The sequence below is a fragment of the Bacillus cereus group sp. Bc031 genome (assembly GCF_027716265.1).
In the GTDB taxonomy this organism is placed as follows: Bacteria; Bacillota; Bacilli; order Bacillales; family Bacillaceae_G; genus Bacillus_A; species Bacillus_A paranthracis.
Genome location: NZ_JAQFUL010000011.1, coordinates 1 through 17,210 on the forward strand (window position 1 = coordinate 1; position 17,210 = coordinate 17,210).

Sequence of the window (17,210 nt, forward strand, 5' to 3'; positions counted from 1 at the left end):
CTTCTTGGAATGACAGTTCACTGTTGAACTGTAAGTTCGACAATGCCTAAGCTTTTCACTTAGGAACGTGTCGCACCACCCTTCGAATTCTTTATTTCTATATTTTGGTTTATTCATTGATTTACAGGTTATCTATATGTTAACTTAATATTGAGAATATTAACAAATGTTTTTTCAATACATAAACCGCATTTTTTATATCTGTACATAAACCAATTACTTTTTATAGACTCATTGCTAATTTAATTGCGGGATAAACTCAAAAGGGAAGGTATTTATGAAAACTTTACTAAAACGATTTTTGTTAATAGCCTTTTGCATTACGCCAATTGTTGTATTAATTAACCACTCTTTTACTTCAAAAGCGAAAGACAAACCCGATTTCCAAAACAAATCTAGCAAAACTGCTTCAACGAGAGAAAAGAAAATAGAAGACCCAGAAATTACCCTCACCTTTTCTGGTGATACAATGTTCGATTGGCAATTACGTCCGGTAATCGAAAAAAACGGGGCTGATTATCCATTCCAGCATGTAAAAGAAGAAATAACAAAAGCTGATATTTCTTTCGTTAATTTAGAGTCTGCATTTACAACGAGAGAAAAAAAGCTCCTGGACAACTGTTTTGGATTAAAAGTGATCCATCCACGCTTCAAGCTATAAAAAACACCGGTTATGACATCGTAAATATCGGGAATAACCATACACTTGATTACGGACAAGAGGGATTACTAGATACAATCTCTTACGTAGAAAAATTAAAGTTCCCTTACATTGGAGCCGGAAAAAATGCAAAAGACACATATACTGCACGAGAAATGACTGTAAAAGGAAAAAAATTCAAATTCCTTTCATTCGTCCGATTTATGCCTGATTTTACTTGGGTAGCTGATGACAATAAACCTGGCGTTGCGAACGGGTATGATTTAAATCTTGTAACAAAAACAATTAAAGAGCAAAAGAAAGATGCAGACTATTTAATTGTCTATATGCATTTGGGTGTCGAAAAATCAAATCGTCCGGTAGATTATCAAAAACAATATGTAAATAAAATGGTTACAGCAGGAGCCGACGCGATTGTCGGAAGTCATCCACATTGGTTACAAGGGTTTGAATATTATAATAACGTTCCTGTCGCTTACTCATTAGGAAACTTTTTATTCCCAAGTTATGTGAATGGAAAAAGTGCTGAAACTGGTGTATTAACTTTAACTTTTAAAGGAAAGGATGTCCAAATGTCATTCAATCCTTATATCATCCGTAACAACCAAGTTTCCCCTGTGAATGAGGAGGAAAAGAGAAAAGCTCTACAATATTTACAAGAAGTTTCAACCGATGTAGAAATTGATGATACAGGGAAAATAATAAATAAACGCAACTAAACAGTACAAGATCCATTTCTCTGTAACATACATTAGAGAATAGGTGATGAATATGCTAAAGGGCTTATTAGAAAATATAGTTCTCTTAGAAAATATCTATAAAATTTCTATAGCAATTCTGCTTTTATGTTCCTTTTATTCTGTGAGATTATTAAAAAAAATAAAGCGAGAGAGAAACTTTTCTCCCTTTGAATTTACTATGTATGTAATCATTCGTATTGCCATATTCTTTTGGTTAGCTAGCTTTATTCTTCTTGAATTTAATGAATATCTAGTTTAACTATAAAAAAGATAGAACAAGCATTATATTTCCCCGCTTGTATCTATCTTTTTTATTTGGGTGCTAACTCTTTCCTTCTATTAAATAAGCAAATCAAACAAAACAGGATTTTTATTAAGCTCCATAAATTGAATGTTATTTTCTTTAAAACGGGTAATTAACTGCTCGTAATCTTCTTTATGTTTTAATTCTACTCCGACTAATGCTGGACCATTTTCCTTATTATGTTTCTTAATATACTCAAAGCGAGTAATATCATCTTCTGGCCCTAATCCTTTATCAAGAAATTCTCTTAACGCACCTGAACGCTGTGGGAATTCAATGATGAAATAATGCTTTAATCCTTCATAAATGAGAGATCGTTCTTTCATTTCTTGCATTCTATCAATATCATTATTTCCACCACTTAGCGTACAAACAACTGTTTTACCTTTTATTTCATCTCTATATAAATCAAGCGCTGCAATAGAGAGTGCACCAGCTGGTTCAGCTACAATCGCATTTTTCTTATACAGTTCTAAAATCGTCGTACAAACCTTTCCCTCTGGTACTAAAACAATGTCATCAATTACATCTTTACAAGTTTCAAATGTTAACTTTCCTACCTTTTTAACCGCTGCCCCATCAACAAAACTATCTATTTTCTCCAATGCGACATTATCATTTTGAAGAAAAGCCTCTTTCATAGATGCAGCTCCCATTGGCTCTACCCCAATGACCTGTGTAGCAGGACTAACACCTTTCACATATGTACCAACACCTGATGCTAATCCACCACCACCAATTACTGTAAAGATATAATCAACCGGTTTCTCCATATCATGCATAATTTCAACTGCCACTGTCCCTTGACCAGCAACTACGTACGGATCATCAAACGGATGAACAAATGTCATTCTATTCTCTTCACAATAACGCTGCGCTTCTTGGAAAGAGCTATCGAATGTATCACCAACCAATACAATCTCTGCGAAATCACCACCGAAAAATTGAACTTGTGATACCTTTTGTTTCGGTGTAGTCGTCGGCATGAAAATTTTTGACGGAATCTTCAATAAATTACACGTATAAGCAACCCCTTGTGCGTGATTACCAGCGCTTGCGCAAACAACACCGTTTTGTAATTTTTCTTTCGGTAAGCTTTGAATTAAATTGTACGCACCACGAATTTTGAAAGAGCGAATTAATTGTAAGTCTTCTCGTTTTACATAAACGTCACAATCATATTTCTCAGATAAAACTGTATCACGTTGTAACGGTGTTTTAATAACGATATCCTTCATGCAATTATGAGCCATTAAGATATCTTCAATTTTCACTCTCTCCTTTACCTTTTGCACCATTTCATATCATCCTTATCTCTTTTATATTGGCTCAATCAAAATTTGGGACTTTTAAGACTGCACCTGTATTCGCCGACGTTACCATTTGTGCGTAGCGCCCAAGCCATCCCGTTTTCACTTTCGGTTCTGGTCGTTTCCATTCTTTTTTACGCTTATCTAATTCTTCATCACTAATTCTTACTTCTAACAACCTTTCCTCAACATCGATACAAACGATATCCCCTTGTTCAAGAAGTGCAATCGTTCCGCCCGCAGCTGCTTCTGGCGAAATATGCCCTACTGAAATACCACGTGAAGCACCAGAGAAACGACCATCGGTTAACAACGCAACATCTGCACCTAATCCCATGCCAGCAATCGCTGACGTTGGTGCTAACATTTCCGGCATACCAGGACCGCCTCTTGGTCCTTCATAACGAATAACAACTACATCTCCTTTTTTAACCTTCCCAAGCATAATGCCGGCAAGCGCCTCATCTTGTGAATTAAAAATAACACATGGTCCTTCAAATCGTTTTACTTCAGTTGCCCCACTTTTAATAACTGCCCCATCCTTCGCAAGGTTTCCTTTTAATATACGTAATCCACCTTCTTCACTATGAGGGTTTTCAAGAGAATGAATCACTTCCTTATCTTTAATCTCTGCATGAGCAATGTTCTCTCTTAACGTCTGCCCCGTAGCAGTAATACGATCTAAATGAAGTACCCCTTCTTTTCGGCTCATCTCTTTCAAAATTGCACTAATCCCGCCCGCGCGATCAATATCTTCCATATGCCAATTAGAAGCAGGGCTTACTTTACATAAATGTGGTACACGCCTTGAAACAGCATCAATACGGCTCATATCATAATCTAGTCCTGCCTCATGTGCGAGTGCTAATGTATGTAACACTGTATTTGTTGAACCGCCCATCGCCATATCAAGCGCGAACGCATCATCAATTGCTTCTTCTGTTACGATGTCTCTCGGTTTAATATCTCTTTCAATTAAAACCTTTAATTTCTCTGCTGCTTCTTTAATTAACTTCTCACGCCTCGGATCAATAGCCAAAATACTTCCGTTACCAGGAAGAGCTAAGCCTAATACTTCACATAAACAGTTCATAGAGTTCGCTGTAAACATACCGGAACAAGAACCACAAGATGGACAACCATGATCTTCAATATCCTTTAATTCTTCTTCTGAAATTTTCCCAGATTGATACGCTCCTACTCCTTCGAAAACAGAACTTAAATCGACAACTTCTCCTTTAGATGTTTTTCCTGCTGCCATCGGGCCGCCCGAAACAAACACAGTCGGAATATTAATACGTAGTGCAGCCATCATCATACCAGGTGTGATTTTGTCACAGTTTGGAATACAAATCATGCCATCAAACCAGTGTGCATTTACAACCGTTTCTACTGAATCTGCAATGATTTCTCGACTCGGAAGCGAATAGCGCATACCGATATGCCCCATCGCAATACCGTCATCTACTCCAATTGTATTAAATTCAAATGGAACCATGCCTGCTGCACGTACTGCTTCTTTAACAAGTTTCCCAAACTCATTTAAGTGCTTATGACCTGGAATAATTTCAATAAAAGAATTACAAATAGCTATAAACGGTTTATCAAAATCTTCATCTTTCAAACCAGTTGCTTTTAATAAACTACGATGCGGCGCTTTATCAAAACCTTTTTTAATCATGTCACTTCTCATCTTGTCAAATCCCCTCTTACGTATTTTTCACTTACAATCTATTACTCTATTTCTTTACTAATTCTTTCGGTGCATGAATCCAGCTCATCATTTCACGAAGCTCTGCTCCTACTTTTTCTAACTGATGATTTTGCTCTGCTTTTTTCATCGCATTATACGTTGGACGCCCAGCTTGGTTTTCTAAAATCCATTTCTTCGCGAATTCACCTTGCTGAATTCCTGTAAGTACTCGTTTCATTTCTTTCTTCGTTTCATCTGTAACAATTCTCGATCCTGTTACATAATCTCCGAACTCTGCCGTATCGGAAATAGAATGTCGCATGTTCGTTAAACCACCTTCGTACATTAAATCAACAATTAACTTTAATTCATGTAAACATTCGAAGTATGCAATTTCAGGACGATATCCGCCTTCTGTTAACGTTTCAAAACCAGCTTTCACAAGTGCAGTTACACCTCCGCAAAGTACCGCTTGCTCACCAAACAAATCCGTCTCTGTTTCTTCTTGGAATGTCGTTTCAATTACACCTGCACGTGTACAACCTACACCTTTTGCATAAGCAAGTGCTACATGTAACGCTGTGCCTGTTGCATCTTGATGTATTGCGACTAATGCTGGAACACCATTTCCTTCTTGAAATACACGGCGAACGAGATGACCTGGACTTTTTGGCGCAACCATCGCTACATCTACGTAACTTGGCGGATTAATTTGGCCGAAGTGAATGTTAAATCCATGTGAAAAAAGTAACATTTGTCCTTCACGAAGATTCTCTTCTACCTCTGCTTTATACACATGAGCTTGCTGTTCATCTGGCAGTAACATTTGTACAACTTGCGCGGTTCGAACTGCTTCTGAAACAGACATTACTTCAAATCCATCTGCTTTTGCTACTTCAAAAGACTTACCAGGTCGAACACCAACTACAACTTCCACACCAGAATCGCGTAAATTTTGCGCCTGTGCATGACCTTGAGACCCATAGCCAATTACCGCAACTGTTTTCCCTTTTAATAACTCTACATTTGCATCTTGCTCATAATATGTTTTCATACTCCATACACTCCTTATAATTTGTTTACTTGCAGTACATTGATTAACTTTTTTAACTGACCGACGAGTAATGTTGCTTCTTGTTCTGTACAAACTGCCGTTAACTCCATTTCACTTTCATTTAAATTTAATGAAGAAATATAATAACCACGCCGAGCAAAAATTCCACTTATGCGTAATAAGACATTTGGATCGTTATCGATAACTAATGAAAAAGTATGACTCATTCTTCCCACCTCTTCATAATCATTTCGTTATTCCCTTTATTTGGTGGAACCATCGGAAATACGTTTTCACCTTCTTCTACACAAAAATCAACTACGACAGGTCCTTCATGAGCAAATGCTTCTAACATCACTTGTTTCGCCTCGGTTGAATTTATCGCTCTTAATCCTTTCACTCCATAAGCTTCTGCCACTTTCACAAAATCTGGAGATCCAATTTTCGACTCTGACAATCGGTTTTCATAAAACATTTCTTGCCATTGCCTTACCATCCCTAAAAATTTATTGTTTATAATAAATACTTTTACAGGGATGTTATTTTCAGCAATTGTTTGTAGTTCTTGAATATTCATTTGAAAAGAAGCATCACCTGCAATACAAATAACGAGTTCTTCTTCTTTTGCAAGCTGAGCACCAACTGCCGCCGGGAAGCCAAATCCCATCGTTCCTAATCCACCTGATGTTAGAAAAGTCCGCGGGTTTTTCGCTTTATAAAAATGCGCAGCCCACATTTGATGCTGTCCTACTTCTGTCGTAACAATCGCTTCACCATTCGTTAATTCACTTACTAAGCTAATAACATGCTGTGGTTTTAACTCACTTTCTTTTTGAATATAGGAAAGAGGGTATTCCGCTTTCCACTCCTCGGTTTTCGTAAGCCATTCATCTGTCTGTGTACAAATTGGCATATGTAACAACATGTGTAACGCTTTTTTTACATCTCCAACAACTGGATACTTTACCGCTACATTTTTTTGAAACTCCGAAGGATCTATATCAATATGTACCTTTTTCGAATGCGGAGAAAAGAGTTCTAATTTTCCTGTTACACGATCATCGAAGCGAACACCTAAAGCAAGTAATAAGTCACATTCTGTTACTGCCATGTTTGCAGCGTACGTTCCATGCATACCGAGCATTCCTAAAAATAATGGATCTCCCGGCGGATATGCACCTAGTCCCATTAAAGTTGACACGACTGGAATAAGATTTTCTCTTGCAAATTTGATCAGTTCATCAGATCCATCTGAATGAATGACACCTCCTCCAATATAAAGAAGTGGACGTTTCGCTTTTGAAATTTCTTTCGCTACCTCTCTAAGTTTCATGCTGTCTGGTACGAGTTCTGATTTGTACCCCGGAATATCAACTTCTTCATTAAAGAAACTGGTGACTTTTGCATTTTGAACATCTTTTGGAATATCAATTAATACCGGCCCCGGCCGCCCGCTTTCGGCGATGTAAAAAGCTTCTTGTACAATGCGCGATAAATGATTCACATCACGAACTTGGTAATTATGCTTTGTAACAGGTACTGTAATTCCAACAACATCTGCTTCTTGAAATCCGTCTTTACCAATTAATGACTTTGCAACTTGCCCTGTAATGACAACTAAAGGAATCGAATCCATATAAGCATCTGCTAAGCCCGTAACTAAATTTGTCGCCCCTGGGCCAGAGGTAGCAAAGACTACCCCGACCTTTCCAGAAGCTCTCGCATATCCTTCTGCCGCATGAATAGCAGCTTGTTCATGACGAGTTAAAATGTGCTTTAAACCACTTCCGTATAACGCATCGTACACTGGCAAAATCGCTCCGCCCGGATAACCGAAAACAGTCGTTACGCCTAAATTCTTCAAGCATTGAATAACGTGTCCAGCTCCTGTCACATCTTCACACTGTAATTTCTCATATGTTGTATACTGTTGCTCCATTTTAATTAACTCCTCTCCCTACCTACAGTAAGCTTTCCGCCAATCCTGGAACACGTACTCCTCTTTCCCTCGTTAACTTTTTAAATTCCTCTGTCAATTGTTTCGTTACACTTCCTGGTTTCCCATCTCCAATTTCTCTTGAATCAACTTTTACAACAGGAATTAATTCTGCTGCCGTTCCCGTTAAAAATACTTCATCTGCTACATATACGTCATGGCGAGTAAATGGCCTTTCCTCACATGGAATATGAAGTCGCTCACATAGCTCAATAACACTATTTCTTGTAATACCTTCTAATGCTCCTAAATAGGATGGCGGGGTTAATACTTTTCCATCTTTCACAACGAAAACATTATCTCCAGATCCTTCACAAACATATCCTTGTTGATTTAACATAAGAGCCTCTAGCACTCCTGCTTGTGCCGCTTCAATTTTTACAAGTACGTTATTTAAGTAGTTCATTGACTTAATACGTGGGTCTAAAGCATCTGGCGTATTACGTCTTGATGCAACAGATACAACGCTTAATCCATTATCGTAAAATTCCTGTGGGAATAACTTTAATTGTTCTGCAATGATAATAACGCTCGGTTTCACACAACTTCTCGGATCGAGCCCTAAGTCCCCTTTTCCTCTTGAAACAATTAACCGAATATAAGCATCTGCATACTCATTTTTTTGAAGTGTCTGTAAAACTGCTTCTTCCATTTCGTCAACCGTCAGCGGGATTGTAAGTAAAATAGATTTTGCCGATTCATATAATCGTTTTACATGTTCTTTTAAACAAAATACATTTCCACCGTAACTACGAATCCCTTCAAATACACCGTCTCCGTATAAAAAACCATGATCATATACTGAAACAACTGCCTTTTCTTTTTCTACAAATTCCCCATTCATATAAATGTACTGATTTCCCATCTCACATCGCTCCTCTTTTTTTCTCTCTATTTTTGCAATCTATTTCTATATCGATTGCTGAGATGAGTATTTTTTAACAGAATATTCAGTACATAATTTTTAAAAATATACTCGTCTCAACAATCGATTACATACATACTTGTAGCAATCCATTGCTGAGACGAGGGAATCGTGGTACCACTCAGCTTCCTTACACTTCTCACGAAATATAAGCTCTGCAAGTCCAATTAGACTTTTGTTTTTCTATCGGAAACAACCCCGCTACTTTTTACTAGTTTTCAAAAGTAGTGCTCCGAGGTGATCTTCAATGATGACATTGTTACCACCCTCACAGCATCTGGGTAGCTCTCTGAAACAATTTTTATCATTTACTCTCCTCTTCTACGCATTTTCTTATTTTTAAAAATAAAAACTCTCGCCTCAGCAATCAACTACTACAATTTAGTAGCTTTGATTGCTGAGGCGAGAGTTTCGCGTTACCACTCAGCTTCCCTTATACTTCTCACGAAATATAAGCTCTGTAGGTCCAATTAGACCCCCGTCCTTTTACCGGAGACGATGCCGTCGCCCTCTACTCAGTTTCCCTTTCGCAAGCGATGCTCCGAGGTGATCTTCAATGACTCGATTGTTACTACTCTCACAGCCTTGGAGTAGCTCTCTGAAACGATCATAATCATCTACTTTCCTCTTCTTTGCATATACAACATATAAAGTTAGAAAATTCTTAATTAACTTTCATTTGTTAAACGTATTATAGGACGTTGTTCTTTTCATTGTCAACATGTTTTTTGATTTTTTTAATACTACATATATTTTCGAATCTTTTTTATTGCGCAATAAAACTTTTTATATAATACTATATAAAACATATATATTTAGGAGGATTACAACAATGTCCGAAAAAACATACGAACTCGCAACCTTCGCAGGCGGTTGCTTTTGGTGCATGGTAAAGCCGTTTGATGAACTTCCTGGTATTCATAAAGTACTTTCTGGCTATGCAGGTGGTCATGTAGAAAACCCAACATATGAACAAGTAAAAGCGGGTACATCTGGTCATTTAGAAGTTGTACAAATTACATTTGATCCTTCTATTTTCCCATATGAAAAATTACTGGATTTATATTGGCCACAAATCGATCCAACTGATGATGGCGGACAATTTTTTGACCGTGGTCCATCTTATCGCACCGCTATTTTTTATCATAATGAAATGCAAAAAGAACTTGCTGAAAAATCAAAACAAACTCTTGCGGAAAGCGGTATGTTTAAAGAGCCAATCGTAACTGAAATTCGCCCGGCTGCACCTTTTTATGAGGCTGAAGAATACCATCAACATTTCTATAAAAAAAATCCAGAGAAATATGCTACTGAGCAAAAAGAATCTGGCCGTGCAGATTTTATAAAAGAAAATTGGCAAAAAAAATAATAAAAATGCATCGTACCTTTTAAGTACGATGCATTTTTATCTTTGAAAAAAGTACCATACAATGATAAAAACAACAGCTGTTAATGTCCAAAGTATTATCTCATTTTTAGTTTTATTCTTTTTATTAGTCATTTTATTTTCTCCTTATAGCTATTTAACATATTCAAGATTTCCTTTGTTTCATTGTCCACCTTATATATGTGAATACATCCTTACAAATTCTTATAACAAGACCACCAACGATTCCGATTGTAATTGAAATTACTAACATCTGTACAAAACTAAGAGTAGTTGTGTATGTTATGTAGATAACAATACATATAAGTAAAACATCCGGTAAAGAAAGTAAAAACTTTTTAAACATTTCTTTAGCTCTCCTATGTTTTATTTATAAATTATATCTTTTAAAAAAGAAATCTATTACCGTTTCTTAAATAAAAAACCTCCAGTTTAAGCACTAGAGGTTTTCCATTTTATTTCTTCAATCTCTCAATAAAATCCTGCAATTTATCAAGTGATTTCATATTCTGATTACAGGCCACGGCATCTTTGCAAATATAGTTTCCCTTTTTCACGAAAGTTCCTGGTATATCACCTTTAATTTCAACTAAAAACATCCCTACCTCTTCATGTCCGTGACATAAAGAACAAATGCTCTTTTTATTTAAACTTTGAAACGTTCCTTGCAGACCAACAAACTTATTTTTATCATTTTTCGCTATAATAAATTTCCTGCTTGACCCTTTATCAATCCAGCTTAAATAAGATAATTCTTTCATGTCCATTTCTTCCATATCAGGAAGTTTTAACTTTTTCGCTTTAGGAAATAGTTTTTTTAATGTTTGCGCTGTAACTTCCTGAAACGGAATGACGTACGGATTTATTTTCATTAAAAACGATTCTGCATCTTCTCTATTTTGAACTGTTAATACCGTATCGATTAACTCTTTCTGCTCATCCGTTAAATTCTCAAATACATGTATTATTTTTTCAATCGCTAATGATTTTAACGCTTGAATGACACCTCTATCATTTGCCGTTGCGTGCCCATTCGCTAAAATATAAGCTTGTGATTTTATAAAATTATATTGATCACTTCTAATAAAAGCTTCCATCTTTATCACTCCATACAAATTGTTGATCTAATCTTATTGTATACAATGATTTAGCTTTTTGGTATGTAAAAGATAACTTAGAAACAAATATTACATACATCGATTATATTTTACCGCTCCATTTCCTGACAAAAGAAGCCATCATCTGTTTTCCATTCCGCATATAATACGTCTTCAAACTTAGTAATCCCCTTTTGTTTTATTTGTTTATAAAGCCATCCTTCATCAAAACCAGCTTCTCTCAAATTATCTTTCACTACTTTTCCATCACTAATTAATGAAATTGGTAAATATACAGGCTTATGTTTTAAACTTAAATCATTTATAGTAGGAGATTCGTATTTACTTTTTTTCAGAACGCTTATGTTTCCGTTAGGTTCCAAAATCATATATTCAACTTCTCGGATTGAAAATATATCTTTTTGTTGCCTAAGCATTTGTTGTAATTGGTTAATGTCCAAATGATTTACACTTAATTGTTCACGATCAATCTTTCCATTACGAATAATAATTGAAGGATATCCTTCAAAAAACCTTCTTGTTCCTCTTATTTTTTGCGTTATCACTTCTATTGTATAAATTAAAATTACCCATACAAATACTGAATATAAAATAGACCACACTTTAATTTTAGGATCATATATTGAATTTCCAACGAGCTCACCAAGAACGATAGCAGAAATAAAATCAAAGGGCGTTAGCTGAGATATTTGTGTTTTCCCTAGTATTTTTGTAGCAATTAATAGAACAAAGAAACCAATTAAAAGCTCTATCGTTATTTGTCCAATATGATTCATATATGTTCACCTTTCTACTTTTCAAGTGCTCTGTATACCATTTTATAAAAAAACGGCACATTTTTTCTATTATCATGCCCGTTCACATCTCATATATCCAATACATATAAAACAAAAAGAGTCTGATTCAAAGTAATATGAATCAGACTCTTTTCCTCTTATTTAGAATACACAATCTTTTTTATCGTTTCTCCGGAAAGAAAATACTCTTCTGCAAGTTGATGAATAGCAATTCCACTTTTAAACGCTTCTTTAATGGCTTTGTTTCTTTCATCTAACTGTTTTCGTCCTCCAGATCGTGTTCCCCATTTATAATGTTTCGTTTCTTGTTTTGGAATGTAAATTGTTTCACCTTGTATATACTTTTGAATTTCAGTAATTAAACTCTCTGGTAAAACTGCCTTAGCTTTTACGTATTTCATTTCTGCTCGCCCCTTATTTTTATGGTTCATTTCAATAAGGTGCAAAGCCAAATACAAAAAATGATACAAGCTCATTTTGGCGATGAATTGTATATTACTTGTCTACCTCACGCAAAGTATCGCCATTTCCATACTTGGCTTTGCATGAGACGCTGCAGTGTCTGGCAATTGAATTATAATCGCCATGTAAACACCTCCTAATATACCTTTTTCATTACATTATATGATAAATTCCTTCCCCTTGCATCCACATCCTTTTTAAAGCATGAAATTACTTAGTTTGATATAATACTTTTTAGTCCAATCAAAAACTATAGTGAGGTTGCGTTATGAAGAAGAAAAAAATCATTACAATCGTTACAATATTCATTACTACTGTAGCATTATTCGGAACATACAAATTGATGAATGCAAGAAGCTTTCAATTATTTGGAGATTTAACAAATCGAGTAGAAACAAATGAAAAGGTGATTGCTTTAACTTTTGATGATGGCCCTACTAACAATGTAAAACAAATATTACCGCTACTAGATACATACAATGCAAAAGCTACTTTCTTTTTAATTGGAAATGAATTAGAGAAAAACCTATCGTTAGGAAAATCTATCGTACAATCTGGACACCAAGTTGGAAACCATACATATTCTCATAACAGAATGGTTTTTAAAACACCTTCTTTTATTAAAGAAGAAATAGAAAAAACGAATGCATTAATCCGCCAAACAGGATTTACAGGCGCAATTGATTTTAGACCACCTAACGGGAAAAAGCTAATTGGTCTGCCCTATTATTTAAATAAAAACAATATCGAAACAATCACCTGGGACCTTGAACCTGATACTTTTTATAAATCTGCTGCTGATAAAATTGAATATGTTAATAAAAATGTAAAACCCGGTTCTATCATTTTACTGCACTCTATGTATGATGAGTCTAATGAAAGTTTACAGACCATTGAAGGTATTTTAGACTCTTTATCTAAGAAGGGCTATCAGTTCGTAACAGTAAACGAACTACAAAAAAGAACAAAGTAAGAAAGGTAGCGTATCATACAATGATACGCTACCTTTTTGTTTAAATAATGCCAAGTACATTTAAGAATACGATAATAATCGCAATTGGTGCGATGAAGCGAAGTAAGAATAACCATAATACAAACAATTTATAGCCTTTATTTTTACTTACACCAAGCTCTTTCATTAATACATCTTTCTTCATTTTTAAAGGAACAAAGATAGAAACTAATAAAACACCAAGTGGCATTAATACGTTACTAACTGCATAATCAGCTAAATCAAAGACTGTCTTTCCGAAAATCTTCAGATCGCTTAATATACCAAATGACAATGCTGATGGTACTCCTACAACGAAGATTAATAACCCTACGATTAAAGCCATTTTTTCACGTTTCCCTTTACCTTTTGCAGTTAAAGATGCCACGCTAATTTCTAACATCGAAATCGCTGATGTAATAGTAGCAAAGAAGAATAGTAGTAAGAAAACGATGAAGAAGAATTTTCCGAATGCCATTTTACTAAAAATAGCTGGCAGTACGATAAATAATAGTCCCGGTCCTTGAGATGGTTCCATTCCAAATGCGAACACTACTGGGAAAATTGCAAGTCCTGCAAGTAATGTAATCACAAGCGTTAAAGCTACGATAGAAAATGCTGAACGCGGTAAACTTTCCTCTTTCGGTAAGTATGAGCTATACGTTACCATTACTGCTACTCCGACTGATAGTGAGAAGAACGATTGTCCCATCGCATATAAAATAACTTCTGATGTTACATGTGAGAAATCAGGTTGTAAGAAGAAACGAACCCCTTCTCCTGCACCATCTAACGTAAGTGCACGAACGATTAATACAAAGAATAAAACGAATAGTGCTGGCATGAAATATTTATTTACTTTTTCAACACCATTTTGTACACCTTTACTTACGATAAAAATAGTAATAAGGATGAATAATAGCTGTGATCCTACTGCTAAATACGGATTGGAAATGATTTCACCAAACGTAGCTTCGTATGCGCCATTTCCTTCCCATAGTCTACCTGTAATTGCATTCCATAAATATAATAAAATCCAGCCTCCTACAACACTGTAGAAAGAAAGTAATATGAAACAAGTTACAATCCCTAATTTCCCTAACCATGGCCATAATGTTTTTGGTGCGATTTCTCTATACGCATCAACAGCCTCTTTTTGTGTACTTCTTCCGATAACGAATTCAGCTAATAATAGCGGTAAACCAATTAATAATGTGAAACCGATGAAAATAAGGAAGAACGCGCCGCCCCCTCCAATTCCGGCCATATACGGGAACTTCCAAATAGCCCCTAGACCAATTGCTGAACCTGCCGCAGCTAATACGAAACCTAATTTCGATGTCCATTGCTGTGAATTCATTTGTTAATCTCCTCTCTTTATCTTTTTCTGTTTTACAATTCGGTATTTATATTGTTCTATCCACACTCTTTTCTAATACGTTCACTTCCTCTCTACTAATAAAAAACGCCCCTACGTAAATACGTAGGGACGACAAAAATATCGCGGTACCACCCTAGTTATGAAGATACACCAAAGTTAGGACCTAAATAAAAAACGTCCCTACGCAAATACGTAGGGACGATAAATTATCGCGGTACCACCCTAGTTATGAAGCCACAACAAAGTAAGACCTAAATAAAAAACGTCCCTACGTAAATACGTAGGGACGATAAATATCGCGGTACCACCCTAGTTGTGAAACAATCTTCACCACTTTATTTGATAACGGTATAAACTACCGTCTTTCATTTCCTCATAATGTGAGATTTATGAAAGATGCTCCAGGACGAACTTCATGAATAATCTATATACTGATTCACACCAACCATCAGCTCTCTGTAATAGGGAGATATTCACTACTATACCCTTTCATTGCCCAAATATTATTTTCCGAATTGATTACTATCATTTTTATCACACATTAAAAATAGTGTCAACTTATATTTTGAATTTTTACGTATTACATTCTATTTGAAAATGTAAAATATGACTTTTAAGTGAATAATATTTGAATATTTATGTTCCATACTATATTAACTACTCTAACAGGTTTATAGTAATATACGATAAACGTAAGACAGCACGAGTAGGAGGAAAGGATTTTGTCTACTTCAAAAGTTTTAAAAGGAACTGCTTTATTAAGCGGCGCAACAATGATTTCACGTATATTAGGTTTTATATACTTCTTCCCTTTTCAACTATTAGTCGGAACACAAGGGGTCGCTTTATATGGATATGCATACTCTTGGTACGGTATTTTATTAAGCTTTTCAACAGCGGGTATTCCTATTGCCGTTTCCAAATTCGTTGCAAAGCATAATGCGCTTGGTGATTATAGTACAAGCAAAAAATTATACAACTCTAGTGTAAAATTAATGTTGTTTATGGGCTTTTTAGGATTTTTAATTTTATTTATTGGAGCACCGTACATATCACAATTTATTATTCGCTCGAAAACGCCAGATCCACAATTTATCGCTGACGTAACACTTACGATGCGAGCATTAAGTTTTGCACTTATTATCGTACCAGCTATGAGTGTTACACGTGGTTATTTCCAAGGATTTCAACATATGAAACCAAGTGCTGTTTCTCAAGTCGTGGAACAAATTGCACGTGTTGTTTTCATTTTAGTTGGTAGCTTCATCGTCTCAAAATTATTAGGGGGTTCCGTAGCTTCTTCGGTTGCAGTTGCTACGTTTGGCGCTGTTATCGGAGCACTTGCAAGCGTCTCTATTTTAATGATGTACTGGAAAAAATATAATGGGTTAAAACCTCCCGAAGGTGAATTAAAATCAAGAGCATCCCATATCCCATTAAAAAATATTTATATAGAATTACTTCGATATGCAATCCCAATTGTATTTGTCGGCATCGCAATTCCACTCTACACGTTAGTAGATCAATATACTGTAGCTGATGTCCTTAGAGCGATGGGAGAGCCGTTAGAAATAGCAAATGCAGTTTTCGCTTATATAACGAACTATGCCCAAAAGTTAATTATGATTCCAGCTTCACTTGCAACTGGATTCTCCTTAACGATCATTCCGGCTATAACGAAATCTTATACAAGCGGGAAATTAGAAGAATTACAAGAACAAATTTCAAAGATATTTCAAGTCTTGTTATTCTTCACAATCCCGGCTGCATTTGGTCTTGCTAGCATCGCTTACGATGCATTCCGCATGGTTTATGTAAATCCTGAAATCGCACTTGGTGGATCACAATATTTAATTTCATTCGCACCGTCTGCTATATTAAGTGCGATTTTCACAGTTTCAGCAGCTATTTTACAAGGAATCGATTATCAAAGAAAAACAATGATTGCATTCTCAGCCGGAATTCTCGTTAAAGTTGTAGTAAATACACCGCTCTTACATTTATTTGGCGGACACGGTGCTGTACTTGGAACCATTCTTGGATACCTCGTTTCCAATAGTATTATGTTGTACTGCATCGTTAAGTTTGCGAAATTTAAAATTGGTGAGACAGCAAAAACAATATTTCTTATTACAATTTACTCCGCAGCAATGTCTGCTGTTGTGATGGCATTAAAATCAATTTTAACATGGTTAATTCCTGGACAAACTTATATGGAATCACTTCTCATTGTCGTTATATGTGGCGCTGTAGGAGGGCTTGTTTACCTTTTATTCGTATTAACAAGTGGACTTGCTTCACATATTCTCGGTGATAGAATTCAACGCTTACCTATACTGGGGAAATTAGTAAAATAAAAAACAAAGAGTTGTAACAAGGGTTACATCTCTT

15 protein-coding genes, 1 pseudogene and 3 other annotated features are annotated in these 17,210 nt (G+C 35.7%); of the genes and pseudogenes, 5 read left to right on the top strand and 11 right to left on the bottom strand.

What is annotated here, in order from left to right:
- Positions 1–469: 469 nt before the first annotated feature.
- Together PDQ33_RS06545 and PDQ33_RS06550 are read left to right on the top strand one after the other, a co-directional pair.
- A pseudogene (locus PDQ33_RS06545) lies at positions 470–1,380 on the top strand (CapA family protein).
- A gap of 52 nt (positions 1,381–1,432) precedes the next feature.
- The gene (locus PDQ33_RS06550; RefSeq protein ID WP_061131174.1) at positions 1,433–1,660 is read left to right on the top strand and encodes a hypothetical protein; all 228 of its coding nucleotides are present in this window, start codon (positions 1,433–1,435) and stop codon (positions 1,658–1,660) included.
- A gap of 80 nt (positions 1,661–1,740) precedes the next feature.
- On the opposite strand, the gene ilvA is transcribed toward PDQ33_RS06550, so the two are convergent.
- From ilvA to ilvE, 6 genes are read right to left on the bottom strand one after another with little or no spacing between them, the layout of a single operon-like run.
- Positions 1,741–3,003, bottom strand: a complete 1,263-nt coding sequence (gene ilvA, locus PDQ33_RS06555) for a threonine ammonia-lyase IlvA (RefSeq protein WP_270755141.1) — start codon at positions 3,001–3,003, stop codon at positions 1,741–1,743.
- A 31-nt stretch (positions 3,004–3,034) separates the two neighbouring features.
- Entirely contained in the window at positions 3,035–4,708 is a 1,674-nt protein-coding gene (ilvD, locus tag PDQ33_RS06560) for a dihydroxy-acid dehydratase (protein WP_061131131.1), read from the bottom strand.
- A 46-nt stretch (positions 4,709–4,754) separates the two neighbouring features.
- Positions 4,755–5,762, bottom strand: coding sequence for a ketol-acid reductoisomerase (gene ilvC / locus PDQ33_RS06565; protein ID WP_270393056.1), 1,008 nt, complete (start codon positions 5,760–5,762; stop codon positions 4,755–4,757).
- 14 nt (positions 5,763–5,776) lie between these two features.
- A complete protein-coding gene (locus PDQ33_RS06570) occupies positions 5,777–5,989 on the bottom strand; it encodes an ACT domain-containing protein (RefSeq protein ID WP_000019906.1) in 213 nt (70 codons plus the stop codon).
- Positions 5,986–7,701, bottom strand: coding sequence for an acetolactate synthase large subunit (gene ilvB / locus PDQ33_RS06575; RefSeq protein WP_061131129.1), 1,716 nt, complete (start codon positions 7,699–7,701; stop codon positions 5,986–5,988). Before ilvB ends, PDQ33_RS06570 begins: the two co-directional genes overlap by 4 nt.
- 22 nt (positions 7,702–7,723) lie before the next feature.
- Positions 7,724–8,623 (bottom strand): branched-chain-amino-acid transaminase, encoded by a 900-nt coding sequence (ilvE, locus tag PDQ33_RS06580; protein WP_000528129.1) that lies wholly within the window; start codon positions 8,621–8,623, stop codon positions 7,724–7,726.
- Between the two features lie 153 nt (positions 8,624–8,776).
- Positions 8,777–9,016 (bottom strand) — a binding site (T-box leader).
- 62 nt (positions 9,017–9,078) lie between these two features.
- Positions 9,079–9,325: a binding site (T-box leader), on the bottom strand.
- A gap of 190 nt (positions 9,326–9,515) precedes the next feature.
- Between ilvE and msrA the strand changes: the two genes are divergently transcribed.
- Positions 9,516–10,052 (top strand): peptide-methionine (S)-S-oxide reductase MsrA, encoded by a 537-nt coding sequence (msrA, locus tag PDQ33_RS06585; protein WP_061131128.1) that lies wholly within the window; start codon positions 9,516–9,518, stop codon positions 10,050–10,052.
- Positions 10,053–10,215: 163 nt separating this feature from the next.
- Here msrA and PDQ33_RS06590 read toward each other — a convergent pair whose 3' ends face one another.
- From PDQ33_RS06590 to PDQ33_RS06605, 4 genes are all read right to left on the bottom strand, one after another.
- Positions 10,216–10,416, bottom strand: a complete 201-nt coding sequence (locus PDQ33_RS06590) for a hypothetical protein (RefSeq protein ID WP_000473064.1) — start codon at positions 10,414–10,416, stop codon at positions 10,216–10,218.
- Positions 10,417–10,525: 109 nt separating this feature from the next.
- Positions 10,526–11,167 carry a FusB/FusC family EF-G-binding protein gene (locus tag PDQ33_RS06595; RefSeq protein WP_061131127.1) on the bottom strand — a complete coding sequence of 214 codons (642 nt, stop codon included), beginning with the start codon at positions 11,165–11,167 and terminating at the stop codon, positions 10,526–10,528.
- 110 nt (positions 11,168–11,277) lie between these two features.
- On the bottom strand, positions 11,278–11,964 hold the full coding sequence (locus tag PDQ33_RS06600) for a DUF421 domain-containing protein (protein ID WP_001015532.1): 687 nt from the start codon (positions 11,962–11,964) through the stop codon (positions 11,278–11,280).
- Between the two features lie 158 nt (positions 11,965–12,122).
- Positions 12,123–12,386: a CD3324 family protein gene (locus PDQ33_RS06605; RefSeq protein ID WP_000878319.1), complete on the bottom strand. Its 264-nt coding sequence runs from the start codon at positions 12,384–12,386 to the stop codon at positions 12,123–12,125.
- 329 nt (positions 12,387–12,715) lie between these two features.
- On the opposite strand from PDQ33_RS06605, the gene PDQ33_RS06610 reads away from it, so the two are divergent.
- Positions 12,716–13,420, top strand: a complete 705-nt coding sequence (locus tag PDQ33_RS06610) for a polysaccharide deacetylase family protein (protein ID WP_000727403.1) — start codon at positions 12,716–12,718, stop codon at positions 13,418–13,420.
- 40 nt (positions 13,421–13,460) lie between these two features.
- Here the strand turns inward: PDQ33_RS06610 and PDQ33_RS06615 are convergent, their stop codons facing one another.
- Positions 13,461–14,798: a sodium-dependent transporter gene (locus PDQ33_RS06615; protein WP_001088182.1), complete on the bottom strand. Its 1,338-nt coding sequence runs from the start codon at positions 14,796–14,798 to the stop codon at positions 13,461–13,463.
- Between the two features lie 300 nt (positions 14,799–15,098).
- Positions 15,099–15,321, bottom strand: a binding site (T-box leader).
- 220 nt (positions 15,322–15,541) lie between these two features.
- Here PDQ33_RS06615 and PDQ33_RS06620 point away from each other — a divergent pair.
- Positions 15,542–17,176 carry a putative polysaccharide biosynthesis protein gene (locus tag PDQ33_RS06620; protein WP_061131126.1) on the top strand — a complete coding sequence of 545 codons (1,635 nt, stop codon included), beginning with the start codon at positions 15,542–15,544 and terminating at the stop codon, positions 17,174–17,176.
- The last annotated feature ends 34 nt before the right edge of the window (positions 17,177–17,210 follow it).